Below are 26,949 nucleotides of genomic sequence, written 5' to 3'. Positions count from 1 at the left end.
ATTAATGCCGCCGTCCCTTCGACGGCCAGTCTTCAGCCTCCGGTTCGCTCCGGAGATGTCGCGGCATTTGTGGAGTTGCACATGACGAACACGTCGATCCTGGCGCTGGACAGCGTCGCCCTGGCCCTGCCTGATGGCAGGCTGCTATTTACCGACCTCAACGAAACTTTCGACCACCGCCGCACCGGCCTGGTCGGGCGCAATGGCGTGGGCAAGAGCCTGCTCGGGCAGATACTCGCCGGCCAGCGCGAACCGAGCAGCGGCCAGTGCCGGCGGCTTGGGCCTGTCCACCTGCTGAACCAGCAAGTGATCGAGCAAAGCGCCACACTTGCCGACCTGGCTCAAGTAAGCAGCGTGATTGCGGCGCTTGAGCGCATCGAGCAAGGCAGCGTCGAACCGGGCGATTTCGACGCCGTTGGCGAACGCTGGGATATCCGCGAGCAACTGCAAGCGCAACTGCAACGCCATGGCCTGGGCCAACTCGACTGGCGCCAGCCCGCCCATAGCCTCAGCGGCGGCCAGGCCATGCGCGTGGCGCTGATCGGCGCCTGGCTCAGCGATGCCGACTACCTGATTCTCGACGAACCCAGCAATCACCTGGACAGCGACGCCCGCGCCCAGTTGCTGGGTACGATCCAGGCCTGGGACCGCGGCCTGCTGGTGATCAGCCACGACCGCAGCCTGCTGGCGCACATGGAGCGCATCGTCGAGTTGTCCAGCCTGGGTTTGCAGGCTTTCGGCGGCAACTACAGCTTTTATTCGGCACTGAAGGCCAGCCAGACGGAGCAGGCCCAACAGCACCTTGCCCGGCTGAAACAGGAGCAACAACGCCAGGCCCATGAACGCCAGCGTCAGCGCGAAGACCTGGAGCGGCATCAAGCGCGAGCCGGGCGCCAGGCCAGGCACGCCAATCAGGCCAGGATCCTGCTCGACCGCCAGCAGCAGCGCAGCCAGGCCACGGCAGGCAAGCAACGCCGCGACCACCGCGACGCCCAGCAGGCGCTGCAGGGCAAAGTGCGTGACGCCAGCCGCGAAGTGGAGCAGGACATTGCCATTACCCTGCATGCACCTACGCCGCAGCGCCATGCGGGGCGCGAAGTATTGGCCCTGCAGGCACTGCGCCTGCCCCATGGCACCCGCAAGCCACTTGACCTGCGCGTGTGCCTGGGCCAGCGGGTGGGCCTGGTCGGTGCCAATGGCAGTGGCAAGTCCACGTTGCTCAAACTGGTGAACGGCGAGTTGCCGGCACCCGCCGAGTGCCTGCGCCTGAGCGGCGAAACCGCCCTGCTCGACCAGCATTGCAGCAGCTTGCCGGGCGACACCAGCGTGCTCGAGCACCTGCGCCAGGCCAACCCGTCACTGGCCCAGGGCGAATTACGCAGCCGCCTGGCGCAATTGGGCCTGGATGCGGCGCGTATCGAGCTGCCCAGCAGCCTGCTCAGCGGCGGTGAGCGGATGAAAGCAGCGCTGGCCGCTGTTCTGTACCGCGAGCGGCCGCTCGACCTGTTGCTGCTGGACGAACCCGGCAACCACCTGGACTTGCCATCGCTGGCAGCACTGGAGCGCATGCTCGGGCAGTTTCGCGGGGCGCTGGTGGTGGCCTCGCACGACACGGTACTGCTGCAAAACCTTGCGCTTGACGCCTACCTGCAGCTGTAGGAAATGAAAAAAATGCATCGCAGGCTATCAATTCGTGACTGGCCGTTCCCGATCCGCCAAGGATGTATTAAGGTGGCATGGTGCGCATATAACAGCAGCCCGAGCGATCGGGCACTTGCAAGACAATGAGGGTGTCATGAGCAACGAAAGCATTAACTGGGACAAGCTGGGTTTCGACTACATCAAGACCGACAAACGCTACCTGTCCGTATGGCGCAATAGCGAGTGGGACAAGGGCACCCTGACCGAAGACAACGTGCTGCACATCAGTGAAGGCTCCACGGCCCTGCACTACGGCCAGCAGTGCTTCGAAGGCCTGAAGGCCTACCGTTGCAAGGACGGCTCGATCAACCTGTTCCGCCCAGACCAGAACGCCGCCCGCATGCAGCGCAGCTGCGCCCGCCTGCTGATGCCGCACGTGCCGACCGATGTGTTCATTGAGGCGTGCAAGCAAGTGGTCAAGGCCAACGAAAAGTTCGTGCCACCGCACGGCAAAGGCGCCCTGTACCTGCGCCCGTTCGTGATCGGCACCGGTGACAACATTGGCGTGCGCACCGCCCCCGAGTTCATCTTCTCGGTATTCGCCATCCCGGTTGGCTCGTACTTCAAGGGCGGCATGAAGCCGCACAACTTCCAGATTTCCAGCTTCGACCGCGCCGCCCCACAAGGCACCGGCGCGGCCAAGGTCGGTGGCAACTACGCCGCCAGCCTGCAGCCGGGCGCTGAAGCGAAGAAAGCCAACTTCGCCGACGCCATCTACCTCGACCCGCTGACCCACACCAAGATCGAAGAAGTCGGTTCGGCCAACTTCTTCGGCATCACCGCCAACCATGAATTCGTCACCCCGAAATCGGCGTCGGTGCTGCCAGGCATTACCCGCCTGTCGCTGATGGAACTGGCACAATCGCGCCTGGGCCTGACCGTGGTCGAAGGCGACGTGGAAATCAGCAAGCTGGACCGCTTCATCGAAGCCGGCGCTTGCGGTACCGCTGCGGTGATCACCCCGATCGGCGGCATCGAGTACAACGGCAAGCTGCACGTGTTCCACGACCTGGAAAAAGTCGGCCCGGTTACCCAGAAGCTCTACAACGAGCTGACCGGCATCCAGAGCGGTGATGTCGAAGCACCGGCAGGCTGGATCGTCAAAGTCGCCTGAGGCGCTTTGGCGGTATGAAAACGGGGCATGCCAGCGAAGGCATGCCCCGTTTTTCATGGGCCTACACGGTCCCTTGTAGGAGCGGGTTTACTCGCGAATGCGGTGGCGCCGACTCCGGTGAACCCTCAGGAGTTACTGGCTGGCAGGTCTGGCCTATTCGCGGGTAAACCCGCTCCTACAAGGGACCGCGTCGGACGGGAGGGTTACGCCAGGCGGCGCTGCATTAGCAGGCCCGGGCTTTGTCGAACGCCCAGTTGTACAACACGGTGTAGGGCAAAATGATCACGAAGAAGCCCAGTTCCACCATAAGCGCTTGCAGCAGTGAAATTTCCAGCATCCACGCCGCCACCGGCAAGCACCACACCACCAGCCCTGCCTCAAAGCCCAGACCGTGCACAAAACGCGCGCGGGCCTTCCAGTGGATACGCTCAGTCTGCACATACCGATCGACCAGCGCGTTGTAGACCATGTTCCAGAGCATGGCGATTACCGACAGGGTCACCGCCAGCGCCCCTGCCGTCGCTAGCGACTTGCCCATGATCCAGGACAACAGTGGCGCACACAGAAGCACGGCAGCACGGCAGCACGGCAGCACGGCAAACACTTTGGGTTTAAGAGATCCGCGACCACATCCCATGCTTCATCCGAAATGAAGTAGAGCTTTGCCATCACCAGATTCCTTTCTACAGATGGCTGCAAACCTTACAAAATGTTAGCGCTCGCGACACTGGAGTTAGGTTTTTCTATCACCTGCTTCTCCTAATACTTGCTAGCGAAGACCTCACGCCCCTCTGAATATCATCAATTTCTTTCATTTGAATGTCTGGACGGGCCTCTCGAAGCGCTGCGCTTACATCAAGCCCATTAGCATGACTAACGATTGTAATCAGGCGCAGTCTCTGAGTCTCATTTAGATCAAATCTTGAAAATGTGCGCGCATTGACGGCATTTTTCATTAGAAGTAGCTTATATTCGAAGTCTGTTATAGGGTTGTGTTTATTATTGCCCGACCTCACCAATATCGCTTCCAACACAGATGGCGTTACCTGACCAGCACCTTCACCAAGCAACCGCAGCGCTTCAGCAGGACTTAAAGCCTGGCCACTCTGCCGACCGGTTTGTGTAGGAGCGCCAAAGGCTATCCAGCCCGGCTGAGTATTTAAAGCATCCTGCACTATGCGATCCACAGTCGCTGGCGACATACTTCGCTTACTTCCACCAGCGGCGTCCCAACCAGGCTGGGAGTTCAATACGTCCAATACTATTTGGTCCTCAGTCGTCGACGACAGTCTTCTCCCTCTTGGACTGCGTGACCTCGCACGCATCATGTGCCCACTGGGATCACTGAAATTGACCGAATCCCCCTCACAGTAGACGTAACAGTTCAAACCACCTACGCTAAAGGGGGTGAGGCTGTCGGGACTTTGGAAACGCATCAAAACAGGATTATAGCCGCGATAGCCATTACCCAGTAGATACAGAAAGCCCGCCAGCAAATGCCCATTGAATGCTGGCCGCTGCGCAGGAATATCATTAGGATTATGAAAGCCATAAACATTGTAAGTAACCGACTCAGCCTGCGCCTGAGACTTGACGCCTACCACCGAATCACCGCCGTCTGTGGCCAATAATGCTGTACGACTTGATGCTTGCTCCAGCCTGGTTTCTGCCAGTACGCCTGACTGCGCCCTAACGCATACCACGGTAGAAGTAACGCTCAAGGCTATATGAAATCTATCCTGCTGCATGAAAAAGCGCGTGGTAGTCATGGATCTGCTCGCACTCTGGTTCAAGTCTGTGGGGAGCTAATCCTTTCGCGCTGCAGCGGGTTAAGCAACTGTCAAAAATGATGGGGGCTGCTATGAAGCCCACCCGACCGGTCCGGCGCCCCGGCAAGGCCGCGCCTACAGGGACCACGCTGCCTGCGGAGTCACGCGGTCCTGTGGGGTTTACCCGCGAACACGGGCGAAGCCCGTGCCATCCACCGCGGTGCCTGCTTCGCGGGTGAACCCGCTCCCACAGGGACCGCACAATGCTTGAGGTCATCGCGACATTTCAGCACTGCGGCGCTGCATCAGCAGGTGCCGGGCTTTGTCGAACGCCCAGTTGTACAGCACGGTGTAGGGCAAAATGATCACGAAGAAGCCCAGTTCCACCATAAACGCTTGCAGCAGCGAAATATCCAGCATCCACGCCGCCACCGGCAAGCACCACACCACCAGCCCTGCCTCAAAGCCCAGACCGTGCACAAAACGCGCGCGGGCCTTCCAGTGGATACGCTCAGTCTGCACATACCGGTCGATCAGCGCGTTGTAGACCATGTTCCACAGCATGGCGATCACCGACAGGGTCACCGCCAGCGCGCCGGCCGTCGCCAGCGACTTGCCCATGATCCAGGACAACAGCGGTGCACACAGCAGCACGGCGAACACTTCGTAACCGACGGCGTGTACCAGGCGTTCGGTGAAAGACACGTTTTTCATTGCAAATTCCATCCATTGCGGGAGTCGTGCTTCCTATTTTCTTTGACAGAACTGATACTCGCGACATAGCTACCATCGGTTTTATCAATACCATGCGCTACTCCCCTGAAGCTCTGGTTGCCTTTGTCGAAGCCGCATCGCTGGGTTCGTTCTCTGCCGCGGCGCGCAAACTGCGCAAAAGCCAGTCCACCATCAGCATCGCGATCGCCAATTTCGAAGCCGATATCGGCTGCCCGCTGTTCGACCGTGGCGGCCGCCACCCCACGCTGAATGAGGCTGGGCGGCAAGTGCTGAGCCATGTCGAGGCGATACTCGACGCCAGCGCCCAGCTCGATGCGCTAGCGGTGCGGCTGGCGGAGAATGTCGAGGCGCTGGTGTCGGTAGTGATGTCCGACAGCTACAGCGTCACCTTTCAGGGCGCGGTCATGGCCCGCTTTGCCGAGCATTACCCGCATACCGAGCTGCGCTGCGGCCCGTCGGAAGATGCCGATGTGATCGAGCTGATCCAGCAGGGTCTGGTGCATATCGGCATTCTGGCCACTCAGCCCAGCTACCCCGCCGATGTGGCCGTGGCGCGCCTGCCCGAGCAGGCGGAGTTTGCTGTGTACGTGGCCAGCGGGCATCCGTTGGCGGGCCTTGAACACGTGCAGGCGCAGCATCTGGAAAGCTCCCGGCAGCTGTATATCAAGACCTACGCCCCCAGCCTGCACCACGGCCGCGGCCAGGCCTGGTCGGCACCGGATTACCTCACCCTGCTGGAGTTTGCCGTGCGCGGATTTGGCTGGGCCGAACTGCCCAGGGCGCTGGTGGCGCGGTTTGGCAGTGGGTTGGCTGAGCTGCAGGTGGCGGGTTATCCGCGCCGGGTAGATATGGATGTGGTCTGGTCCAGCCGGCGCGCGCTGGGGCCGGCGGGGCAGTGGTTGGTGCGGCAGATGTTGGGGCAGTAGGCCAATCTCATCTGCCAGATCCGGGGGCTGCTTTGCAGCGCATCGCGACACAAGGCCGCTCCTACAGGGACCGCGCTGCCTGCTGAATCACGCGGTCCTGTAGGAGCGGCCTTGTGTCGCGAAAGGGGCGCAACGCGCCCCCGGACTCTCCAGCCGAGCGCAGCAGTGCGCCCAGACGCAACAATCAGTACACCCAGCGACAAGCCTTGCCCCCGCCCTGCCCCGTAGCCTGTCACCACGCGCCGCCCTGTCGCGGCACGCAGCCAAAGCACAAGAACAAACCTTGGTGACCTATGCAGACAGTAGATCCGATCACACTTGCGGTGGTGCGGGGTGCGCTGGAGACAGCGCAACGCGAAATGACCCTGACCCTGGAAAAAACCGGGCGCTCCAGTGTGTTCAACCTGGCCCACGACTATTCCAACTCGCTGTTCGACCACTTGCCGGAGATGATCCTGCAAGGCCAGGACATCCCCATCCACCTGGGCTCGCTGATCCCGGCCATGAAGTGCGTGGCCGAATTCTTCGGCGACGACATCGCCGAAGGTGATGTGATCTACCACAACGACCCGGCCTACAAGGGCAGCCATATTCTCGACTGCTGCATGTACAAGCCGGTGTACTACCAGGGCGAGCTGGTGTTCTGGACCGTGTGCAAGGGCCACCTGACCGACATAGGCGGCCCGGTGCCAGCCGGTTACAACCCCGATGCCAAGGAGATCTACGCCGAGGGCCTGCGCATCCCGCCGGTCAAGCTGTGGGAAAAGGGCAAGCGCCGCGAAGACGTAATCAACTTCATGCTCACCAACATGCGCGCCCGACCCTATCAGGAGGGCGACCTCAACGCCCAGTACGGCGCGTGCAAGGTCGGTGAGCGGCACTTGCTGGAGCTGCTGGACAAATACGGCGTGGCGCAGGTGCGGGCCTGCATCGCCGAGCTGAAGAACATGGCCGACCGCCACATGCGTGCACTACTGCGAGATGTGCCGGATGGTGACTACAGCGGCACCGCCGTGCTGGAGGATTCCGGCCATGGCCTGGGCGAGCTGGCCATTACCGCGCATGTGCGGATCCGTGGCGACCAGGCCCACGTGTGCATCGACAGCCCGCCGCAGGTGCCCTATTTCATCAACTCCTACGAGGGCAATTCGGTGTCTGGCGTGTACCTGGGGTTGATGATGTTCGCCCAGGTGGCGCCGCCCTATAACGAAGGGCTGTACCGCTGCGTCACGGTCGATGTCGGGCCCAAAGGCACGTTGTGCAACGCCGAGGAACCGGCGCCCCACGTCAACTGCACCACCACACCGATGGAAACCCTGGCCGATGCCGTGCGCACGGCACTGGAGCAGGCCTCGCCACAGCGGGTAACGGCCTCGTGGGGGCACACCAGCGGGATCAATATCGCCGGCCACGACCCGCGCAACGGTAACAGCGAATACGTGACCATGGTATTGGCTTCGATCATTTCCGGTGCCGGCGCCAACAAGGTGATGGACGGTTGGCACGCCTGCGGCCCGCTGTGCTGTTTCGGCGCACTGATGAGCGGCGACATCGAACTGCTGGAGCACGCCTACCCCGTGCTGATCCACCGCTACAGCCTGATGGCCGATAGCGGCGGTGCTGGCGAGTTTCGCGGTGGCTCGGGCACCCGCCTGGAAATCGAACCGCTGGCGCACGCCATGACCGTGGTCGGCTTCGGCGAAGGTCGCCAGTTACCCACGGCCGGGGCCGCCGGGGCGCGCAATGCCTTGCTCGAACCCAAGCTGGGCCGGCTGATCCACCGCCACGCCGACGGCAGCGAAGACCATTACACGCAAAACCCGATGCTGACCCTGCAGCCCGGCGAGCGGATCATCAACATCAACCCCGGTGGCGGTGGCTACGGCGACCCGCTGCGGCGGCCGATTGCCGCCGTGCTGCAAGACCTGCGCAACGGCCTGGTATCGCCCCAGGGCGCGGCCCTGGAGTACGGTGTGGTCGTCGATGCCGACGGCCAGCTGGATGAACCCGCCACCCGCCTTGCCCGCGCCCCGCGCTGACCGGAGAACCATCATGCGTAACCAATATCGCCTGGGCATCGATGCCGGCGGCACCTTCACCGACTTTATCCTGGCCGACCGCGACGGCGGCGTGCAGCTGTTCAAGGCGCCTTCCACCCCACAGGATGGTACCCTGGCCATTCGCGCCGGCCTGGCACAGATCGCCGACGCCACCGGGCGCAGCCCGGCCGAGCTGATCGCCAACTGCGACTTGTGCATCAACGGCACCACCGTAGCCCTTAATGCGCTGATCGAGCGCACCGGGGTCAAGGTGGGCCTGCTGTGTACCGAGGGCCACGAGGACAGCCTGGAGATCCGCCTGGGCCACAAGGAAGAAGGCCACCGCTACGACGCCCATTACCCGCCAGCACACATGCTCGCCCCACGCCACCTGCGCCGCCCGATCGCTGGGCGTATCCTCGGCGATGGCCGTGAGCACAGCCCGCTGGATGAGCGCGCCATCCATGCGGCCATCGACTACTTCCGGGCCGAAGGCGTGCAAGCCGTGGCCATTTCCTTCCTGTGGTCGGTGCGCAACCCCCGCCACGAGCAGCGTGCCGCCGAACTGGTACGGGCGGCCCTGCCCGGGGTGTTCGTCTGCACCGGCTGTGAGGTGTTCCCGCAGATTCGCGAATACACCCGCACCTCCACCACGGTGGTCAACGCCTACCTCAGCCCGGTGATGGCGCGCTATGTAGCGCGCATCGACAGCCTGTTCCAGGAGCTGGGCGCGCAACAGCCGGTGCGTTACTTCCAGTCCAACGGCGGCCTGGCCCCCGGGCACCTGATGCGCGAGCGTGCGGTCAACGCGATCAACTCCGGCCCGGCCTCGGCACCGCAGGCCGGGTTGGCGGTGGCGCGGCCGTTCGGTATCGACAACGTGATCACCGTGGACATGGGCGGCACCTCGTTCGACATCACCTTGACCAACGCCGGGCGCACCAATTTCAGCAAGGACGTGGACTTCCTGCGCCAGCGCATCGGCGTGCCGATGATCCAGGTGGAAACCCTCGGTGCCGGCGGCGGCTCCATTGCCCACCTGGACGAGTTCGGCATGCTCCAGGTTGGCCCGCGCAGCGCCGGAGCCATGCCAGGGCCGGTGTGCTACGGCAAAGGCGGCAGCGAGCCCACCGTGACCGACGCCAACCTGGCCTTGGGCTACCTGCCCGACGGTGCGCTGCTGGGGGGCAGCATCCGCCTGAACCGCCAGGCGGCGCTGGACGCTATTCGCAGCAATATCGCCGAACCGCTGGGCATCAGCGTGGAGCGCGCCGCCTTCGGCATCACCACCCTGGTCAACCTGAACATGGTCAACGGCATCCGCCGGGTGTCGATCGAGCGCGGCCATGACCCGCGCGACTTCGCGCTGATCGGCGCGGGCGGAGCCGCAGGCATGCACGTGGTGCGCCTGGCCGAGGAAATCGGCATGCACACGGTGCTGATCCCCAAGGTGGCCTCGGGCTTGTGCGCCTTCGGCCAGATTCTCTCCGACGTGCGCTACGACCAGCTCACCAGCCTGTCGATGCGGTTGGACAGCGGCCACGTGGACCTGGCGCAACTCAACCAGGCCCTCGCCGAAGTGCGTCAGCAAGGCTTGGCCAACCTGCGCGAAGACGGCTTTGGCGACCAGGCCAGCAGTTGCCACTACACCCTGGAAATGCGCTACCTGGGGCAAATTCACGAGTGCAGCGTGGAACTGCAGCAGCACACCCTGGATGACGCCGGCCTGGCCGCACTGATCAGCCGCTTCCACAGCCGCCACCAGACCCTGTACTCGTACAGCGAGCCCGGTAGCCCGATCGAGCTGGTGAACCTGGAATGCTCGGTAATCGGCCACCTGCCGCGCCCGCCGCAACCCGAACTGCAAGGCCCGGCAGAGCCGCAGGCGCCCACCCCGCAAAGCGTGCGACCGATGCTGTTCAGCGCCGACGGTGCGTGGCAGCCCACGCCTGTGTTCAAGGGCAACCGCCTGCTGCCCAGGCAAGTCGTGCACGGCCCATGCGTGATCGAAGAAGACACCACCAACATCGTCCTGCCGCCCGGCTGGCAGGCATGCCTTGAGCCCTCGGCCACGTACAGGGTGACACGCGGGGCTTGATCAAAAGGTCGGCGTGCGCCGATCATGGGCCTGACAACCGCCTGGTAGTTTGTGCTACCGGGCGGTTTGCACAATAACAAGAGCTGCTTGAGTAGCTTGCCTGCAGTTCCTTTTTTCAATGCTGCCCTCTTTGAAAAAGGACACCCCATGCCCACAGAACTCTCGACCCACGGCTGGCCACAGCCGGAGCGCCAGGCGCGCTGGGCCGAAGCCATCAGTGATACCTATTTCCCGCTCAGCCTGGAATTTGCCAGCGGCCAGCCATTCGATGGCCACCTGCAACGCTGGAGCACGCCCAGCACCCCGCTTAGCCTGTCACGCCTGCGCTCCAGCCAGCTGGGTTATTCGCGCAGCAAGGCGCACATTGGCCAGGACCATGAAGCGTTCTACCTGGTGACCGTGCCGCGCAGCAGCGAGGTGCACTTCGAGCAGGACGGCCACCCGCTCAATTGCAGCCCAGGCGGTTTCATTGTCGAACGCGGCGATGCGCCGTACCGCTTCCATTACGGCGCGCAGAACGACTTGTGGGTGCTCAAATTGCCCGAGCGCGCGCTCAAGGCCAACCTGCTGGGGCACAAGCGCTACACCCGGCATTGCTTCGATGCCAGCCAGGGCCTGGGGCGAATCTTCGTCGAGCAGCTAGACCTGTGTGCCCGCCACTTCGACGCCAGCCCTGCGGCCGCCCGCCATTTGCTGCTGGAACAAGCGTCAGCCACCCTGCTGCTGGCCCTGCAGCAGGACGAACGGGTGCTGGGCAGCGAAGGCAGCAACCTCAGTACCCTGCACCTGACACGGGTCGAGCAGTATGTGCAGCAACACCTGGGTGACCCCGAGCTGTCGCCCCAGGCCATTGCCAACGCCTGTGGGCTGTCGTTGCGCTACTTGCACAAGTTGTTTGCGATCACCTCCTATACCCTGAATGAGTGGGTACGCCAGCAGCGCCTGGAGGCCGTGCACCGGCAATTGCGCGACCCGCATTGCCACCAGGCGATTGGCGAACTCGCGTTCCGCTGGGGTTTTGCCGACCAGGCGCAATTTGCCCGGGCTTTTCGTCAGCACTATGGATGCACGGCGCGGGAAGTGCGGGCGGCGCGTATCCACTGAGGGTGTGGATGGCACCGGCTGCGCCGGTGTTCGCGGCTAAAGCCGCTCCCACAGAAACATGCACAGCCAATGTAGGAGCGGGTTTACCCGCGAAGCAGGCGACGCGTTGGATGGCACGGGCGTCGCCCGTGTTCGCGGGTGAACCCGCTCCTACAAGGATCGCGGGAGCCCTTCACAGGTGATTGCAATTCAATCTCCCGCCGTCACGTCCACCACCTTCCAACTGTCATCCGGGTCGAAGCGTTTCATTTCCTTGGCCAGCCTGTCGCCGTGCGGGCCGAGGTCTTTCTCGAATATCTGGCCGTCATGGCTGATCATGAAGCTCATCACCCCGGTGTCGTCGTACCTGGCCGGCCAGGCGACCATGGCGAAGCCGCGGCTCATCTGGTTGCCGATCAGGTAGCTGTAGGCACCGCCAGGGGCGGAGGGGCCTTGGGCGTCGAGGATGCGGAAGTGGTAGCCGTACCAGGCATCGCCGAGCTGTTCCTGGCCGAACAGCGGGCCGAGTGGGCTGATCGCTTTGTCGCCGTCGCCGTCGCCGTCATCGTCCCAGTACAACCCGTCATGCTTGCCGGGTTCGCTGAAGATTTTCTGTGCATATTCCAGCGCGCCATTGCCGTTGTGGTCCTGGGTGGCGTAGTCCATTTGCGCATCGTGATAGGCCAACAACGACTGCAGCACGCCCAGCTCGTTGCGGCCGATGCGCCTGGCACGGATTTCGGCACTGCCGGCCTTGAGGTCGAAGCGCCAGCCCTGGCTGCTTTTGGTCAGCGGTATGGGCAACGTCCAGTGATCACTGCCGACCGCCAGAATGGCCTTGCCCTCGCTTGCCATGTCGATGCTGTGCTGCGCAGCATAGGCCTGCAGGAAAGCGTCCACATCGCTGCGTTGCACACCACCGCGCGGTATGTAGGTACGCCAGTCATCGCCCAGTAACTGTGCCAGGCGGGCTTCATCTGGTTTGTCCTGGCCCAGTGCCGCTACCAATGCTTCCACTGCCTTGTCCGGCGCCGGGAAGGCTTCCTGCGCAGCGGCCAGGGAGGGCCAGGCCAGGCCAGCAGCCAGTAGCAATGCCGCTATTGTTGAACGGTTCATCGACGGCCACCTCCGCCGCGACGTGCCGGTGCACTGGGCCGGGAAATCTGGTGACCGGTGGCACGTGATGCATTGGGCCGCTGGGCAAACGACTGGCTGGTGCGGCCGCGGGAGGCCTGAGCGCTGGTACGCGACGGCGAGCGCACGCCATCGAACGCATTATTGCGAGCCCGGCCTGCGGTATTCGCCGGGCGGTTCTGCGCCACCTGGCGCGCCTGGCCTTCGCCTTGCCGACGTTGGTTCAACTGGCTGTTCTGCTGCCGCTCCTGGCCGTGGCGTGCTGGCTGTTGGCGGTCCGCAACCCTTGGGTTGTCGCCACGGGGCTGCGTGCGGTTGCCCACCGTGCTGTCTGCCCTCGCTTCGCGCATTTGCTGGCGTGCCTGATTGTTGCTGGTCGCCGGCCGCTCGATACCGGCGCGGTCCATCGACGCCCGCGCCTTGTCCCGCGCCTGGGCACGTTGAGCGTCATCGCCACGGAACGCGGTGCGCTGCGAGGCACCGTCCAGCTGGCGGCCATATTGCTGGCGGCTGCGGGCGTCACGATAAGGCACGCCGTCGCGGTTTGCGGCGTTGTGCTGCCATTTGTTGTTGGTGATACGGTTGTTACCGTTGATATTGTTGTAGCGGTTGACGTCGATGTCGATGTCATTGTTGCCCCAGTCACAGTCCCCCCATAGCGAGGCAACGATTGCCACACCGGTGCCGAAGGCCAAGCCGGCTACCAGCGCGGAACCGGGGTAATACATCGGCGGTGGCGGGTAATAGGCCGGCGGCGAGGCCGGGTAAGCCCAGGTGCCATAAGTGGTGGTCGGATTGTAGGTGGGCACGTACACCACTTGCGGGTTGGCCGGCTCGATGACAATGGTGGTGGGTGGCGCGCTGGCGGTGATCACCTGAGTGCTACCGCCGCTGGGTGCCGGTGCAGGTGCCGTGGCAGGGGCGATGGAGTTCTGCACGGTCACGTTCTGGTACTGGTTGCTTTGCAGGTTTCCGGCGGCCTGGGCCTGGTGGCGCAAGCGCTGCACGCTGCCCATGACATCGTCGGGCTGGGCGAGGAAGGCATCACCCAGGCGCTGTACCCAGACCGGGTCCTGGCCAAGGGTTGCCAGCACCTGCGGAAAGGCCACCAGTGCCTGCACACTTGGGTCCCAAGGCTGCTTGGCCACCAGCTTGACCGCGTCGTCACCGGTGGCCTTGGGGTTGGCCTTGGACCAGGTCACGGCTTCGCTCACCTGCCCCGGATAGGTCGATGCCATCAACACCTGGGCCAGCAACGGGTCTGGATACAGGGCGATGGGCGCAGTCATCTGGTCCAGTTGTTCCTGGGTGAAGACCGGGTCCTTGCTGGCGGCCGGTGGCGCCGGATCTGGCGCGGGTACGTCTTCGGCCAGCGCCAGGCCAGGCGCAGCGCTCAGGCACAGGAGTGCTGACAGGACAGCAAACAATGGCATGCGCATCGCTTATCCCCATGAGGTCAGACGGCGTGGAATAAGGGTAGCAACGGCGGTAGGTTTGGCCACCTGCGGGGGCGCAATCTTTTCGCGCTCCAAGGGGGCAAGGGTTCTAGCGCCTTGAAACCGAATAGAAGACTGGCAGGCCAACTCATTTCATGTGGGAGCGGTAATGGCCCTGCAGGAACCATCGATAGTCACTATCGAGAATGGCAATTTCTACCGAATGACGCAGCCTAATAACCTAGCTCCATCGACTCGCCGCCTACGACCCCGGCCCCTGGAGCTACCTGATGAATACCCTGGCCCGCTTGCTGTCCGCCACCCTCGCCGTACTTGCCATCACCATCAGCAGCGGCTGTGCCAGCCACCCGGAGCTGCGCCCGTACAGCGCCGACGAAACCCGCCAGCTGCAGCTGGAAGCCTTGCAGCGCCGTGGCCTGTCGCTGGACGACTACGAACTGCAACGGCGGGTGATCCAGCGTGCCGGCAACCTGCCGGTGGTAACCGAAGCCGCTGACACCGACCGTTCGACCAAAGGCTGAACGGGCTGATCCAAGGTTCCCTCGCGCCACCTGCACAGGTATCCTTTAGCGCTCTACCGCAAGCCTTCCAGGACGGAGACCATGATCAGGCCCCTTCTGTTGCTGAGTGCTGCCCTGCTGTTCAGCCCCATGTTGCTGGCCCAGCAAATGAAACGCCAACTGGGCGATTTCGACTTCACACTTGGCACCACACCCTCGCGCAGCATGGCCCAAGGGCTGATATCACCCACTGCAGTGGGTGCGTTCCATGGTGGACTGGACCTTAGTCACTCCAGCGGCTGGTACCTCGGCCAGTACGCCCCGAGCATGGGCGTGACCCACAATTCGACCCTGCGCCTGGACAGCTACCTGGGCTACAAGCAGCATTTCGACAGCAGCTTGGGCTATGAGGTGGGGTTGATCCACTATAGCCAGCCCAACATCGCAGGCCCCGACAGTTTTGCCCTGTACGGTGGTATCTCTGTGCTCGGCAGCCGCTTCGGCGGGGCGCTGCGTGACAACCCCGATAACCGCACCGGTACGCTGTTCGCCGACTTCGGCCAACTTCCGCTGTTCGACGTCGACTTCACCGTCAAGCTCGCCCACCACCGCCTGGGCACGCCGTTCACCATTGGCGATGGCAGCCAGGTCAGTGGCTTTTCAGATTGGTCGCTGGAACTGTCGCGGCCTTGGCTGGGCATCGACCTGAACCTGATCTACAGCAACTCCAGCCTCAGTGGCGGTGGCTGCGATGCGTACTCGGGCATCAACACCTATTGCGACAGCGTCGTCACGCTCAAGGCGCAGCGCAGTTTCTTTTAACGACGCGGTAGCAGCGCCAGGGCGATACCGCGATGTTCGCGGCTTAAACCGCACACAACGGCTGCAATTGCGTTATTGCACGGCGGCTATGGCGTCGATTTCCACCAGCATGCCGTCCAGCGCCAGCCGTGGAACCGGAATCAGCGTGCAGGCCGGTTTCATGTGTGGGCCCCAGGCCCTGTCGGCTTCCGCTACCCACTGGCGTAGGCGCATTTCGCTATGGTCGACAATCAGCAGGGTCAGCTTGAACACCTGGGCCAGGCTGGCGCCTTTCGATGCCAGTGCCAGCTCAAGGTTGGCCAGCGCCTGGCGGGCCTGTTCGGCGAACAACGGCGACAACGCCCCGTTGCTGTCCTCGCCGCCTTGGCCGGCAACGTACAGCAGGCGGCTGCCGGCGCGTACTTCGGCGACATGGGAATAAGCGTTACCACTGGGGTCGTACAAGCCTTCGGGGTTGCTTAGCTGAAATGCGCTTGGTTGGGTCACGACAAGCCCTCGTTCTGATGGAAGAGCGGCGCAGTATCGGACCTGAAGTTAACTCGAGGTCAAGCGCAATGTAGGGCACTTCCCACAAGACCCCGTCATGCTTGAACCAAGCGTCTGTTTGCGCGGCCGCCGTGAACCAGTAGATTGCAAGGCCCGGCATGGAGGCCTGTTCGCAACAAGGAAAAACCCATGAGCAACTTTGAATTTCAGCTGGCCTACACCGTCAAGCCGCACAAACCGGAACGCGATGAAACGGATGCGGCACTAACGCGCCAGCACCTGCGTGAAAAGCTTGGCCTGGACACCGTCGAGCATATAGAAACTACCCTGCTTGGCAGCATCACGCTCAACAACAGCACCCTTGCAGACCGCAAGCGGGAGGCTGAAAAGCTGGTTCACGATTACATTCATGACGCGCTCAAGGAGCTGCGCGTACTGTCTACCGTGAAGTTCTACGGCTGCCTGATGGTGGATGGCCTGGGCCCGGCCATACGCTTCGACATCCTGCCCAAATGATCTTCGACAGCCTCAGGTGCCCCCGCACCTGAGGCTGTACACCGTCATTTTTCCTGTAGAACCGCCCTGCCCTTCACCGCCCGCGGCCCACGCCATGCCCAAAACAGCAAGCCGGGAATTGGCGCGTAGACCACGAAGACGATCCACAGCATCTTGCGCTCTGCGCGCCGCTCGCTGCCGATGATGTGCCAGATGGCCCAGATTTCCATGAGGATGACCAAGGCCGCGATGATGATCCAGATCGTACCGATTTCCATGAACGCTCTCCCATTGGCATGTAATGGCTTGGGTTGCAGCGGGCGCTGAGGGTTCAGATTGATTTGGCAAGCAGCACCCGGTTGCCTGAACACGACCTGCTATACGACACGGCCACCCGGGAGATTGTCTTTCCCACTGCCACCGGCCACACTCTGCAGGCCAGCCAGGAAGCGGAGTCCAGAGTGCCCACGCCACGCCAGTTCAGCAAGAAGACTAGCACCAGCAACATGCTGCGGCTCAAAACCAGCAGCGCCACTGCCCAGGCCCCTTACCGGGTCGATTTCGTTTTGCTGGAACATTTCTCGATGGCCAGTTTCACCGTGGCCATGGACGTGCTGGTCACGGCCAACCTGCTGCGTGCCGACAGTTTCCAGTTCACCCCGTTGTCGCTGGATGGCGATCGGGTGCTCAGTGACCTGGGGCTGGAGCTGGTGGCCACCGAGCTGTCGGCCGAAGCCTTGAAGGAACTGGACCTGCTGGTGGTCTGCGGTGGTTTGCGTACCCCCCTGAAGTACCCGGAACTCGACCGCCTGCTGGGCGACTGCAGCGCCCACGGCATGGCCTTGGGTGGCCTGTGGAACGGTGCCTGGTTCCTGGGCCGCGCCGGGGTGCTGGACGACTACGGCTGCAGCATCCACCCCGAGCAACGCGCCAGCTTGTCCGAGCGTAGCCCGCAAACCCGCATTACCCCGGCCAGTTTCACCCTCGACCGCGACCGGCTCAGCGCGGCCAGCCCCAACGGTGCGATGGAGCTGATGCTGGGCCTGGTGCGCCGGCTGTATGGCGATGGCCTGGCCGAGGGCGTGGAAGAAATCCTGTCGTTCTCCGGCGCGCGTTATCGCCAGGTAGGCCCCGGGGCGAAGAAGTCCATGAGCCTGCACCTGCGCACCATTGTCGAACTGATGGAGAACAACCTTGAGGAAACCCTTAGCCTCGACCAGCTGGCAGCCTACAGCGGGCGCTCGCGACGGCAGATAGACCGGTTGTTCCAGGCCCAGCTGGGTACTTCGCCACGGCGTTACTACATGGAACTGCGCATCACCAAAAGCCGCAGGCTGCTGCAGTATTCCGACCTGTCAGTGATGGAAGTGGCGGTGGCCTGCGGGTTTGTTTCGGTGTCGCACTTCAGCAAGTGCTATGCGGCGTACTTTGGTTACCCGCCGTCGCGAGAGCAGCGGTTGGGGGAGTAGTTTGGTTTTGCATTGATGTTGTCTGGGCGGGCCTCTTCGCGGGTAAACCCGCTCCTACATGGGACTGCGTCTGTTGTAGGAGCGGGTTTACCCGCGAAGAGGCCGGCCCAAGCGCCAGAGATTGGTCAGGTGCGACGCTCAACCTGGATATACCGCAACACCGCATCACAGATCATCGCCTTATGCCGCAGCTTGACCTCGTCATCCGACAGGTCGATCTGGAAAATCTCGCCAAACGTGTGCCGGTTGGATACCCGATAGAAGCAGAACGCACTCATCAGCATGTGCAGGTCGATAACCTCGATCCCGGCTCGGAACACCCCTTCCTCGACACCGCGGCGCAGGGTGTTGCCCAAGGCCTCAAGCACCAGGCTGCTCATTTCACGAATGGCCGGCGACTGCTTGACGTACTCGCCATAGTGGATGTTCTCAGTGCAGATGATCCGTACAAAATCGACGTTGCGGTCGTGGTGGTCGAAGGTGAACTCCACCAGCCGGCGAATCGCCTGCTCGGCCGGCAGCGACTCCAGATCCAGGCTCTGCTCGGTCTTGCGGATGTCGCCGTACAGCTTGATCAGGCACTCGCAGTAGAGCTGCTCCTTGCTGCCGAAGTAGTAGTAGATCATGCGCTTGGAGGTGGCGGTACGTTCGGCAATGGCGTCGACGCGGGCGCCGGCCAGCCCTTGCTGGACGAACTCGTTGATGGCGGCCTGGAGGATGTCCTCGCGGGTTTTCTCGGGGTTGTTCTTGCGCGTTCTGCGCACCCCTTCGGTTTCAGGCTGGCCAAGGCCGACTACGGAATCACTCATACCCACTCACAGGCTGTTTATTGGAATGCGGGGATTATCCGTTAGCACGGCTGTGCAGGGAAGCACGCTGTTGGTCGGGTAGCCATGTTGCCGTGCGGCCTCAGTCACGCTGGGCGGTAACCGGCTCCGGCGGTGGCGTCAGGTGCAGTACACGGTTGCGCCCGCCTTCGGCCAGCAGGTAGCCGCCTTTGCCATCGGCGATGATCGACTGGGGCGCCTTGAGGAAGGTCAGCACGGTGTGCTGGCTGCCATCGGCAGCGATGCGTAGCAGGCGCGCGCGGTGTGTGTTGTCCTCGCTGATCCACAGGCCACGCTGGTCGCAGTACAGGAAAGTGGGGTTGCGCAGGCCGTCGACGACCACCGGGTCGCTGCCATCGTCAGCCAGTGCGCGGACCTTGCCGTTGGCCTTTTCGGTGTACAGCAAACGGCCTTCGCAACGGGTGAGACCTTCGGTTTCGGTCAGGCCGGAACGCAGCACCTCGAGCTGACCGCTGTTCCAGTCATAGCGCATCAGGCGGCCATTGCCCTTGCGGTCTTCGATGGCATACAGGTGGTCGCCCTCGTTCCACAGGCCTTGCACGCTTTCACCGTCGAACAGCCGGGTCACCTGGCCATCGCGGGACAGGCTGACCGGGGCCGAACCGCCTTCCTGGCTGAACACCCAGCCACCTTGCGCCGCGACCATGCCGTCGGGCTTGGACAGGTTGTCGATGACCACCACGCGGTCGCCGCTGGCAGTGATCTTGAGGATGCTGCCTCGGCCATCGTCCAGCTCGCGGCTGACCAGCAGGCTGCCATCGGCTTGGGGCAACAGCGAAGCGGCCTTGGCCACGTCGCGGTGCAGCACCTCAACGTCCCAACCGGAGGCTGCCTGGACCGGGTAGAAACTTTGCCAGGCAAAGAAGCTCAAGGCAGCTGCAAGCAGGCCGGTGGTGGCAGTCAACGCGAGGCGGGTGCGGCGCTGGCGCAGGATGTGCGGCATGTAGGGGCTCCTGAGGAATGCCGGGGATCCTAACAAGCGAATGTGAAAAAAATGTCGAAACGGACAGCATCGTTACAAAACAAAAGGATATAAAAATAACAAAACAATCTAACAAACAGGAATATAAAAATTGAAAGCCATACGCCATCTCATTAGGCTGGGTGCATCGTCTCTTACCCGGTTCAAGGAACAATACCCATGCCCGCCAGTGCCTTTTCCCCCTTGCGTCGCCTACTGATCGGCGGCCTGCTGGCCAGTCTCGCCAGTGCCCTGCTGCCCGGGTCCGCAGCGCTTGCCGATGACGGCAAAACCCTGCGTATCGGTTACCAGAAATTCAACAGCATCAACATCCTCAAAGGCAGCGGCGCGCTGGAAAAGGCATTGGCGCCACAAGGTGTGAAAGTCAGCTGGCATGAGTTCGCTGCCGGCCCGCAGCTGCTCGAGGCGCTGAGCACGGGCGCCATCGACCTGGGGCATGCCGCCGATGCCCCGTCGGTGTTCGCCCAGGCCGCTGGCAAACCGGTGGTATACCTGGCCGCCGAACAACCCTACCCGCGTGGTATCGGCCTGGTAGTCCGTGAACAGGACCACCTGGCCAACGTGCAGGACCTCAAAGGCAAGCGCGTGGCGACCGGCCGCGGCTGGAATGCCCAGTACCTGCTGGCCGTCGCCTTGGAGCAGGCTGGCCTGAGCTATCAGGACATTACCCCCGCCTACGTCAACAATGCCGCCGATGCCGTGGCCGCGCTGCAATCAGGCAGCGTCCAGGCCGTGACCTTGTGGGACCCGTTCCTTGCCGCCGCGGAAAGCCAGCCAGGGCTGAAGAACCTGCGTGACGGCAGCGGCCTGTCCAACAACCGCACCTTCTACCTGTCCACTGCCAGCTATGCCGACCAGCACCGTGCACTGCTGAAAACCTTCTTCACCGAACTGGGCAAGGTCAGCCAGTGGGCCAACGCTCAGCCGGCCGAAGTGGCCGCATTGCTGGCCCCGCAGCTGGGGATCAGCGCCAACGTGCTGGAGGTGGCCAGCGAGCGGCGCAACTACAACGCCGTGGCCATCACCCCACAAATCGTTGCCGAGCAACAGAAGCTGGCCGACACCTTCCAGGGCCTGGGCCTGATTCCACACAAGCTGCAGGTGGCCGACGCGGTCTACCCGGCTTCCGTGTTGCCTTGAGCGGAGCGTGACGACCATGCCACGCCCGATCCGCTTCAACGCCTTCAGCATGAACGCCGCCAGCCACCAGTCCCCTGGGCTGTGGCGCCACCCGCGCAACACCAGCGTGGCGTTCAACCGCCTGGACTACTGGACCGACCTGGCCCGCCTGCTTGAGCGTGGCCTGTTCGACGCCCTGTTCATCGCCGATGTGCTGGGTATCTACGATGTCTACCAGGGCGGCCCCGAAGCCGCCTTGCGTGGCGGTGTGCAGGTGCCGGTGAACGACCCGCTGCTGCTGGTGCCGGCGATGGCCGGGGTCACCCGGCACCTGGGCTTCGGCGTGACCTTCTCGCTGACCTACGAACACCCCTACCCCTTTGCCCGGCGCATGTCCACGCTCGACCACCTGAGCAATGGCCGGGTCGGCTGGAACATCGTCACCGGTTACCTCGACAGCGCGGCGCGCAACCTGGGCCTGGCGCGTCAGCTGGGCCACGACCAACGCTACGACCTGGCCGAGGAATACCTGCAGGTGCTGTACAAGCTGTGGGAAAAAAGCTGGGAAGACGATGCCGTGCTGCTGGAGCGTAACAGCGGGCGCTACATCGAGCCTTCGCGGGTGCACCCGATCAACCATGTGGGTGAGCACTTCCAGGTGCCCGGCATGCACCTGTGCCAACCCTCGCCGCAACGCACCCCGGTGCTGTTCCAGGCCGGCGCTTCGGCACGCGGCCAGCAGTTTGCCGCGCGACACGCCGAATGTGTGTTCATCAGTGGGCCAACGCCAACGGTGCTGCGCCGCTACGCCGACGGTATCCGCCAGGCCAGCGAAGCCGCCGGGCGCGGCCGTGACGAAGTGCTGATCTATGCCCAGGCGCTGCTGATCGTCGCACCCACGCAGGCAGAGGCCGAAGCGCGCTTTGCCGAATACCGCCGCTATGTCGACCTGGATGCCGCACTGGCACTGCTGTCGGGCTGGACCGGCATCGACTTTGCCGGCCTCGACCCCGATGCGCCCATTGAATACGTCGAAAACGATGCTGGCCGCGCTGCCCTGGCGGCCTTTACCGCCGCCGACCCAAACCGTCGCTGGACCGTGCGTGAGGCCGCCGAGTTTGTTGGTCTGGGCGGCCGCGGCCCGGTGCTGGTGGGTGATGCCAGCACCATCGCCGACCAGCTGGAACGCTGGCTGGACCAGACCGGCATCGACGGTTTCAACCTGACCTACGCGGTGCAACCGGACGACCTGACCCATGTGGTCGAGCTGCTGGTCCCCGAGTTGCAACGCCGTGGCCGCTATCCATCGAGCTACGCCGAGGGCAGCTTGCGCCACAAGCTGTTCGGCCAAGGTGACCGGCTGCCGGAACAACATGCTGGACGCCTGGTCGACATTCAGCAGGCAAATACCGGGTATTCCAACATTTAATTTGTGGATGGCACGCACTCGACCCTATTCTGTCGCCACATCCCCTGCGCCGCACCGGCCGGTGCGGTTCACGGCATGGGGAGAGAACAACAAGTCGAGATTGTCCATGTCGAACCCTTCGTACTTCGCCCCCCACGGTGGGCACCCGGCTCAAACCGAGCTGCTGACTGACCGTGCCATGTTCACCGAAGCCTATGCCGTCATCCCGAAAGGCGTGATGCGTGACATCGTCACCAGCCACCTGCCGTTCTGGGACAAGATGCGCATGTGGGTCATTGCCCGCCCGCTGACCGGCTTTGCCGAAACCTTCTCCCAGTACATCGTCGAGCTGGCCCCGGAAGGCGGCAGCGAGCGCCCTGAACTGGACCCTAACGCCGAAGCCGTGGTGTTCATCGTCGAAGGCGAGCTGGACATCACCGTCGAAGGCAAGCACCACACCCTGGTACCGGGCGGCTATGCCTTCCTGGCCCCGGGCGCCGAGTGGAGCCTGCGCAACAATAGCAAGTCCAACGTCACCTTCCACTGGCTGCGCAAGCACTACCAGAAGGTTGAAGGCCTGGACATCCCTGAGTCCTTCGTTACCCACCGCGACAACGCCACCGTTATCGAAATGCCGGGCACCGAAGGCCGCTGGAAAACCACCCGCTTCGTCGACATGGCCGACATGCGCCACGACATGCATGTGAATATCGTCACCTTCCAGCCAGGCGGCGTCATCCCGTTCGCCGAAACCCACGTCATGGAGCACGGCCTGTACGTGCTGGAAGGCAAGGCTGTCTATCGCCTGAACCAGGACTGGGTCGAAGTGGAAGCCGGCGACTTCATGTGGCTGCGCGCCTTCTGCCCGCAAGCCTGCTACGCGGGCGGCCCAGGCAACTTCAGCTACCTGCTGTACAAGGACGTGAACCGTCACGTGCACCTGACGCTGAACCCTCAGCGCTAAGCGCTGGCAATACCCGCAAGCCCGCCAACCTGGCGGGCTTTCTGTTTGCGGCACATACTGAAACACTCCTCCCCCGCGCGGTACCAGCCATGAACCGCTGCCTGCTGCTCGCCGCCCTGCTGCTGTGCACTCCTGCCCCGGCCGCCGATGACTGGAACCTGGCCTATGACCGCGAGGGCATCCGCGTGTACCTGAGCGCTTCAACCGGCTCACCCTACCAGCAGTTCCGTGGTGTCAGCACCATGAAAGCCAGCGTGCGCACGCTCACCGACCTGCAGGAAAACCTGCGGGTGGCCTGCAAGTGGCTGTATGCCTGCGAACAGATGCGTTTGCTGGAAGTAGACGGTGACAGCACCTGGGTTTACCTGACCACCAACCTGCCGTGGCCGACCCTGCCGCGGGACATCGTGCTGAAGGTGACCAGTGAGCGGCTGGAGGATGGCACCCTGCTGCGGCACTTGAGCGCCGCACCGGACAGGATCCCCAAGGTGGACGGGCTGATCCGCGTGCAGCACCTGAATGGTGAGTGGCGGATGAAGCCGCTGGGTGAGCGTAAAACCGAGGTGACGTATCAGTTGCAAGCCGACCCGGCCGGGGATGTGCCGGGCTGGCTTGCCAATCGTTTTGTGGTAGATGCGCCGGTGGTGACCCTCAGAACCTTAAGGGCCGTAGCCGAGCGTCAGCCCTGAGGGGGTATCCATCAGAGCGCCTTGGTATCACCCAAAATCAAAGTCCGGCTGGCAGTCGCCGATTGGAGTCGGGACGTAACCGTCCTCGCAATCGACGGGAGGTACGCCAATGCCAGTGATTATCCCGCGATCAGCGTGTTGCAGTTTATTGAAGACGGCACCGTCACCATGAGCGACCTGAGCCAGACCTGCGGCGGCCAGCAGCGTAATAAAGGCAATCTTTTTCATATCGGTTTCCTGAAGCTAAGTTAATGGACTTGCACGACAGATCCTATGCCCCGCCCTACCAAGTGGCTTTAGCCAATAGCTCGCGGGCTGGTCGGAAACCCATGTCTGCCTTGTGGGAAACATCAAGGCAGCAGAGCCTCGGCTGATCGAGCGCTGGCCCTATCCCCTTGGGCAGTTTTCTGCCACTGTGCCCCCGCGGCGCGGACCTGCGCGCCTTGCCAGGACAGCGCATGAAAAAACAAGAAAACAGCAACACGCACAAAGGCTATCGACGCATCATCCCGTCGATGACTGCCCTGCTCGAATTCGAAGCGGTAGCCCGTCACAACAGTTTCACCTTGGCGGCCCAGGAACTGGGCGTGACTCAGGCAGCCGTCAGCAAACAGATCCGACAGCTTGAAGAAAACCTCGCTTGCCAGCTGTTTCAGCGCCTGCATCGCGGCGTGCGCCTGACCAGCGAGGGCCAGGCGCTGTACGCGGTGCTATCCGACTCCATGCAAAAAATTGCCTCGGTGTTCGATCGCCTCAGCGAAGGCGACAGCGAGCAGGAACTGGTGCTCAGCAGCACCGCCACCTTTTCCCAGTTACGGGTGATGCCGCGCCTGGGCAGCCTGCGCAGCGCCCTGCCCCAGGTACGCCTGCGCCTGGCCACGCAGATGTTCACCGGCGACTTGCGCAACCACGACGTCGACTTGCTGGTGCGTTATGGCAATGGTCGTTGGGAAGACGGCATCGCCTTGCACCTTTTCGATGAAGAGATTTTCCCGGTCTGCTCACCAGCGTGGCTGGCCCGCAACCCGCTGCCGGAGTCACTGGAGGCGCTGTACCGCGCCGACCTGCTGGATGCCGACGCCACCACCGAAGGCTGGATGACCTGGCCCACCTGGTTCCGCGAACTGGGGGGCAACCCGCCGAAACTGAGTTACAACCTGCGGTGCCAGCTGTACACCGACACCATTCAGGGCGCATTGCATGGGCATGGGGTGGCATTGGGTTGGGGGCGCATGCTCGACCACCTGCTGGCTTCCGGCGAGCTGGTGCGCCTGACCGACCTGGTGGTGCGCCCGCGTGAGGCGTATTACCTGGTGGTGCCCCATGGGCGGACTACCACCCCGACCATTCTGGGACTGGTGGACTGGTTGCGCGACACTTTTCCCGCCACATGATCGGTTAGCGCGATCAATTGTGGGAGCGGCCTTGTGTCGCGATAGGGCAGTGCAGGCCAAACGATTCAGGCAGCGGTAACTATCTGTGGCTGGACACAGGCCTTGGCCCTGCGCCGATAGGCCAGCAGCAGGCCCGCATACCACAACGGCATCACGTACAACGCGGTACGGGTGTCCGGCTCCAGCGCCAGCAGGCACAACACGAAGACCAGGAACAACTGCGCCAGCGCCGCAGTGACCTTGCCACCCGGCAGCTTGAACTTGGACTGTTGATGCGCCAGCGGATTCTGCCGTCGGTAAGCGAAGTACGACAGCAGGATCAGCGACCAGGTCACGATGATCATCACTGCCGAAATGGTCGATACCAAGGTGAACACGGTCATCACCTCGGGGATCACGAACAGCAGCGTCAGTGCAATCGCCATGCACACCCCCGAGAACACCAGCGCCCGCACCGGTGTACCTGAACCGGACAGCCGCCCGAACGCCACCGGCGCCTGCTGCTGGTGCGACAGGCCATAGAGCATGCGCGAACCCGAGTACACGCCACTGTTGGCCGACGACGCCGCCGAGGTCAGTACCACGAAGTTGATGATGCCCGCGGCAGCCGGTAGCCCGCCCAGCAGGAACAGCTCGACGAACGGGCTGCGGTTGGCGGGCACATTGGCCCAGGAAGTGACGCTGATGATGCACACCAGCGAACAGATATAGAACAACAGGATGCGCACCGGAATGGTGTTGATGGCCTTGGGCAAGGTCTTCTCCGGGTCTTTGGCTTCAGCCGCAGCGGTACCGATCAGTTCGGTGCCGACAAAAGAGAAGATGGCGATCTGGAACCCGGCCAGGAAGCCGAGGATGCCATGCGGCATCACCACCCCAGGCGCTACCAGATGACTGAACGAAGCAGTTACCCCGCCTGGTGATGTATACGAAGTGGCAACCATCACCAGGCCGGTCACCACCAGCAGCACGATGGCGACGATCTTGATCAGGCCAAACCAGAACTCCACTTCACCAAACGCCTTCACCGCCAGCATGTTCAGCCCCAGCAGCAGGAACGTGGTGGCAAACGCCGGTAGCCAGGTGGGCACATCGGGGTACCAGTACTGCACGAACCCTGCCACCACCACTACGTCACCCACCGCCGCCACCACCCAGCTGAGCCAGTATGACCAACTGAGAATATAGCCGGCCCGTGGCCCCAGGTAGTTGTGGACCAGCTCGGCGAACGACTCCATCTGCAAGTTGGCTAGCAGCATCTCACCCATGGCGCGCATGATGCAGAACACGAAAAAGCCGATGATGGCGTAGACCAGAATGATCGAGGTGCCGGACAGCGCAATGATCTTGCCCGAGCCCATGAACAGCCCGGTACCGATCGCGCCACTGATCGAAATAAGCTGAATGTGCCGGTTTTCCAACCGTCGCTTGAGCACGCGGCCTTCTTCCGGAACTGCGCTTTGCGCATTGCACGTTTGCTGCATAGTTGACCTCTTATTCTTTTTTGGTAAAACCCCGGCGCCCCGCGCCGCACCATTAAGTTGGTACTGAAGTGCAGGTTGCAGTCAGGCATGACCGTCGAAGCGTGGGTATTAACACAGATGAAAAAACAGTGCCCGGCGCAACTTCGCAGCGGGCTTGGTTATTCTTTTGATACGCACCCGAATGGCGCGCCCGATACAGTCCCGCGAAAGCCGTTTCATTCTGACAGCGGCCC

General features: G+C 62.8%; 25 protein-coding genes and 1 pseudogene. 15 read left to right on the top strand and 11 right to left on the bottom strand.

From position 1 onward, the window contains the following. The first annotated feature begins 81 nt into the window (after positions 1-81). A complete protein-coding gene (locus tag ACIP02_RS16215; protein ID WP_400617864.1) occupies positions 82-1,659 on the top strand; it encodes an ATP-binding cassette domain-containing protein in 1,578 nt (525 codons plus the stop codon). Positions 1,660-1,795: 136 nt separating this feature from the next. After that, the gene (locus ACIP02_RS16210; protein ID WP_400617862.1) at positions 1,796-2,815 is read left to right on the top strand and encodes a branched-chain amino acid aminotransferase; all 1,020 of its coding nucleotides are present in this window, start codon (positions 1,796-1,798) and stop codon (positions 2,813-2,815) included. Positions 2,816-3,018: 203 nt separating this feature from the next. Here ACIP02_RS16210 and ACIP02_RS16205 read toward each other — a convergent pair. From ACIP02_RS16205 to ACIP02_RS16195, 3 genes and pseudogenes are all read right to left on the bottom strand, one after another. Beyond that, a pseudogene (locus ACIP02_RS16205) lies at positions 3,019-3,419 on the bottom strand (PACE efflux transporter). Positions 3,420-3,561: 142 nt separating this feature from the next. After that, positions 3,562-4,584: an RHS repeat-associated core domain-containing protein gene (locus ACIP02_RS16200; RefSeq protein WP_400617860.1), complete on the bottom strand. Its 1,023-nt coding sequence runs from the start codon at positions 4,582-4,584 to the stop codon at positions 3,562-3,564. Between the two features lie 273 nt (positions 4,585-4,857). Then, positions 4,858-5,298: a multidrug/biocide efflux PACE transporter gene (locus ACIP02_RS16195; RefSeq protein ID WP_400617858.1), complete on the bottom strand. Its 441-nt coding sequence runs from the start codon at positions 5,296-5,298 to the stop codon at positions 4,858-4,860. A gap of 92 nt (positions 5,299-5,390) precedes the next feature. Between ACIP02_RS16195 and ACIP02_RS16190 the strand changes: the two genes are divergently transcribed. The 4 genes from ACIP02_RS16190 (at position 5,391) to ACIP02_RS16175 (ending at position 11,486) form a co-directional block, all read left to right on the top strand. Further along, complete coding sequence (locus tag ACIP02_RS16190; protein ID WP_400617856.1) at positions 5,391-6,245, top strand: LysR family transcriptional regulator; 855 nt, start codon at positions 5,391-5,393, stop codon at positions 6,243-6,245. Between the two features lie 293 nt (positions 6,246-6,538). Then, a complete protein-coding gene (locus tag ACIP02_RS16185; protein ID WP_400617854.1) occupies positions 6,539-8,284 on the top strand; it encodes a hydantoinase B/oxoprolinase family protein in 1,746 nt (581 codons plus the stop codon). Positions 8,285-8,297: 13 nt separating this feature from the next. Then, positions 8,298-10,382 (top strand): hydantoinase/oxoprolinase family protein, encoded by a 2,085-nt coding sequence (locus ACIP02_RS16180; RefSeq protein ID WP_400617852.1) that lies wholly within the window; start codon positions 8,298-8,300, stop codon positions 10,380-10,382. A gap of 147 nt (positions 10,383-10,529) precedes the next feature. Further along, positions 10,530-11,486, top strand: a complete 957-nt coding sequence (locus tag ACIP02_RS16175) for a helix-turn-helix domain-containing protein (RefSeq protein WP_400617850.1) — start codon at positions 10,530-10,532, stop codon at positions 11,484-11,486. Positions 11,487-11,675: 189 nt separating this feature from the next. Here ACIP02_RS16175 and ACIP02_RS16170 read toward each other — a convergent pair whose 3' ends face one another. Then, the gene (locus ACIP02_RS16170; RefSeq protein ID WP_400617848.1) at positions 11,676-12,581 is read right to left on the bottom strand and encodes a DUF2950 domain-containing protein; all 906 of its coding nucleotides are present in this window, start codon (positions 12,579-12,581) and stop codon (positions 11,676-11,678) included. Further along, entirely contained in the window at positions 12,578-14,038 is a 1,461-nt protein-coding gene (locus tag ACIP02_RS16165; RefSeq protein WP_400617846.1) for a DUF3300 domain-containing protein, read from the bottom strand. Before ACIP02_RS16165 ends, ACIP02_RS16170 begins: the two co-directional genes overlap by 4 nt. Before the next feature lie 287 nt (positions 14,039-14,325). Here ACIP02_RS16165 and ACIP02_RS16160 point away from each other — a divergent pair, with 287 nt between their 5' ends. Continuing rightward, positions 14,326-14,577 (top strand): hypothetical protein, encoded by a 252-nt coding sequence (locus ACIP02_RS16160; protein ID WP_400617844.1) that lies wholly within the window; start codon positions 14,326-14,328, stop codon positions 14,575-14,577. An 81-nt stretch (positions 14,578-14,658) separates the two neighbouring features. After that, positions 14,659-15,378 carry a TorF family putative porin gene (locus ACIP02_RS16155; RefSeq protein ID WP_400617842.1) on the top strand — a complete coding sequence of 240 codons (720 nt, stop codon included), beginning with the start codon at positions 14,659-14,661 and terminating at the stop codon, positions 15,376-15,378. 72 nt (positions 15,379-15,450) lie between these two features. Here ACIP02_RS16155 and ACIP02_RS16150 read toward each other — a convergent pair whose 3' ends face one another. Continuing rightward, on the bottom strand, positions 15,451-15,864 hold the full coding sequence (locus tag ACIP02_RS16150; RefSeq protein ID WP_400617840.1) for a RidA family protein: 414 nt from the start codon (positions 15,862-15,864) through the stop codon (positions 15,451-15,453). A gap of 189 nt (positions 15,865-16,053) precedes the next feature. Here ACIP02_RS16150 and ACIP02_RS16145 point away from each other — a divergent pair, with 189 nt between their 5' ends. Further along, complete coding sequence (locus ACIP02_RS16145; protein WP_400617838.1) at positions 16,054-16,380, top strand: hypothetical protein; 327 nt, start codon at positions 16,054-16,056, stop codon at positions 16,378-16,380. A gap of 44 nt (positions 16,381-16,424) precedes the next feature. On the opposite strand, the gene ACIP02_RS16140 is transcribed toward ACIP02_RS16145, so the two are convergent. Then, a complete protein-coding gene (locus ACIP02_RS16140; protein WP_400617836.1) occupies positions 16,425-16,637 on the bottom strand; it encodes a PLDc N-terminal domain-containing protein in 213 nt (70 codons plus the stop codon). Positions 16,638-16,820: 183 nt separating this feature from the next. On the opposite strand from ACIP02_RS16140, the gene ACIP02_RS16135 reads away from it, so the two are divergent. Then, on the top strand, positions 16,821-17,828 hold the full coding sequence (locus ACIP02_RS16135) for a GlxA family transcriptional regulator (RefSeq protein ID WP_400618128.1): 1,008 nt from the start codon (positions 16,821-16,823) through the stop codon (positions 17,826-17,828). A gap of 125 nt (positions 17,829-17,953) precedes the next feature. Here ACIP02_RS16135 and ACIP02_RS16130 read toward each other — a convergent pair whose 3' ends face one another. After that, positions 17,954-18,637, bottom strand: a complete 684-nt coding sequence (locus ACIP02_RS16130) for a TetR/AcrR family transcriptional regulator (protein ID WP_400617834.1) — start codon at positions 18,635-18,637, stop codon at positions 17,954-17,956. A gap of 100 nt (positions 18,638-18,737) precedes the next feature. Then, on the bottom strand, positions 18,738-19,619 hold the full coding sequence (locus ACIP02_RS16125; protein WP_400617832.1) for a hypothetical protein: 882 nt from the start codon (positions 19,617-19,619) through the stop codon (positions 18,738-18,740). A gap of 198 nt (positions 19,620-19,817) precedes the next feature. Between ACIP02_RS16125 and ACIP02_RS16120 the strand changes: the two genes are divergently transcribed. The 4 genes from ACIP02_RS16120 to ACIP02_RS16105 all read left to right on the top strand — a co-directional run bounded on the left by ACIP02_RS16120 (position 19,818) and on the right by ACIP02_RS16105 (position 23,838). Further along, entirely contained in the window at positions 19,818-20,798 is a 981-nt protein-coding gene (locus ACIP02_RS16120; RefSeq protein WP_400617830.1) for an aliphatic sulfonate ABC transporter substrate-binding protein, read from the top strand. Between the two features lie 16 nt (positions 20,799-20,814). Then, a complete protein-coding gene (locus ACIP02_RS16115) occupies positions 20,815-22,206 on the top strand; it encodes an LLM class flavin-dependent oxidoreductase (protein ID WP_400617828.1) in 1,392 nt (463 codons plus the stop codon). Positions 22,207-22,312: 106 nt separating this feature from the next. Continuing rightward, positions 22,313-23,149 (top strand): bifunctional allantoicase/(S)-ureidoglycine aminohydrolase, encoded by an 837-nt coding sequence (locus tag ACIP02_RS16110; RefSeq protein ID WP_400617826.1) that lies wholly within the window; start codon positions 22,313-22,315, stop codon positions 23,147-23,149. A gap of 89 nt (positions 23,150-23,238) precedes the next feature. Next, positions 23,239-23,838, top strand: coding sequence for an START domain-containing protein (locus ACIP02_RS16105; protein ID WP_400617824.1), 600 nt, complete (start codon positions 23,239-23,241; stop codon positions 23,836-23,838). 27 nt (positions 23,839-23,865) lie between these two features. Here ACIP02_RS16105 and ACIP02_RS16100 read toward each other — a convergent pair whose 3' ends face one another. Then, the gene (locus ACIP02_RS16100) at positions 23,866-24,066 is read right to left on the bottom strand and encodes a hypothetical protein (protein ID WP_400617822.1); all 201 of its coding nucleotides are present in this window, start codon (positions 24,064-24,066) and stop codon (positions 23,866-23,868) included. 230 nt (positions 24,067-24,296) lie between these two features. Between ACIP02_RS16100 and ACIP02_RS16095 the strand changes: the two genes are divergently transcribed. Beyond that, the gene (locus ACIP02_RS16095) at positions 24,297-25,232 is read left to right on the top strand and encodes a LysR substrate-binding domain-containing protein (RefSeq protein ID WP_400617820.1); all 936 of its coding nucleotides are present in this window, start codon (positions 24,297-24,299) and stop codon (positions 25,230-25,232) included. Between the two features lie 65 nt (positions 25,233-25,297). Here ACIP02_RS16095 and ACIP02_RS16090 read toward each other — a convergent pair whose 3' ends face one another. Beyond that, entirely contained in the window at positions 25,298-26,716 is a 1,419-nt protein-coding gene (locus tag ACIP02_RS16090; RefSeq protein ID WP_400617818.1) for an amino acid permease, read from the bottom strand. Between the last annotated feature and the right edge of the window lie 233 nt (positions 26,717-26,949).

This window comes from Pseudomonas sp. NPDC089408, from assembly GCF_044749445.1.
GTDB lineage: Bacteria > Pseudomonadota > Gammaproteobacteria > Pseudomonadales > Pseudomonadaceae > Aquipseudomonas.
This window is presented reverse-complemented; position numbering and strand designations above follow the sequence as displayed.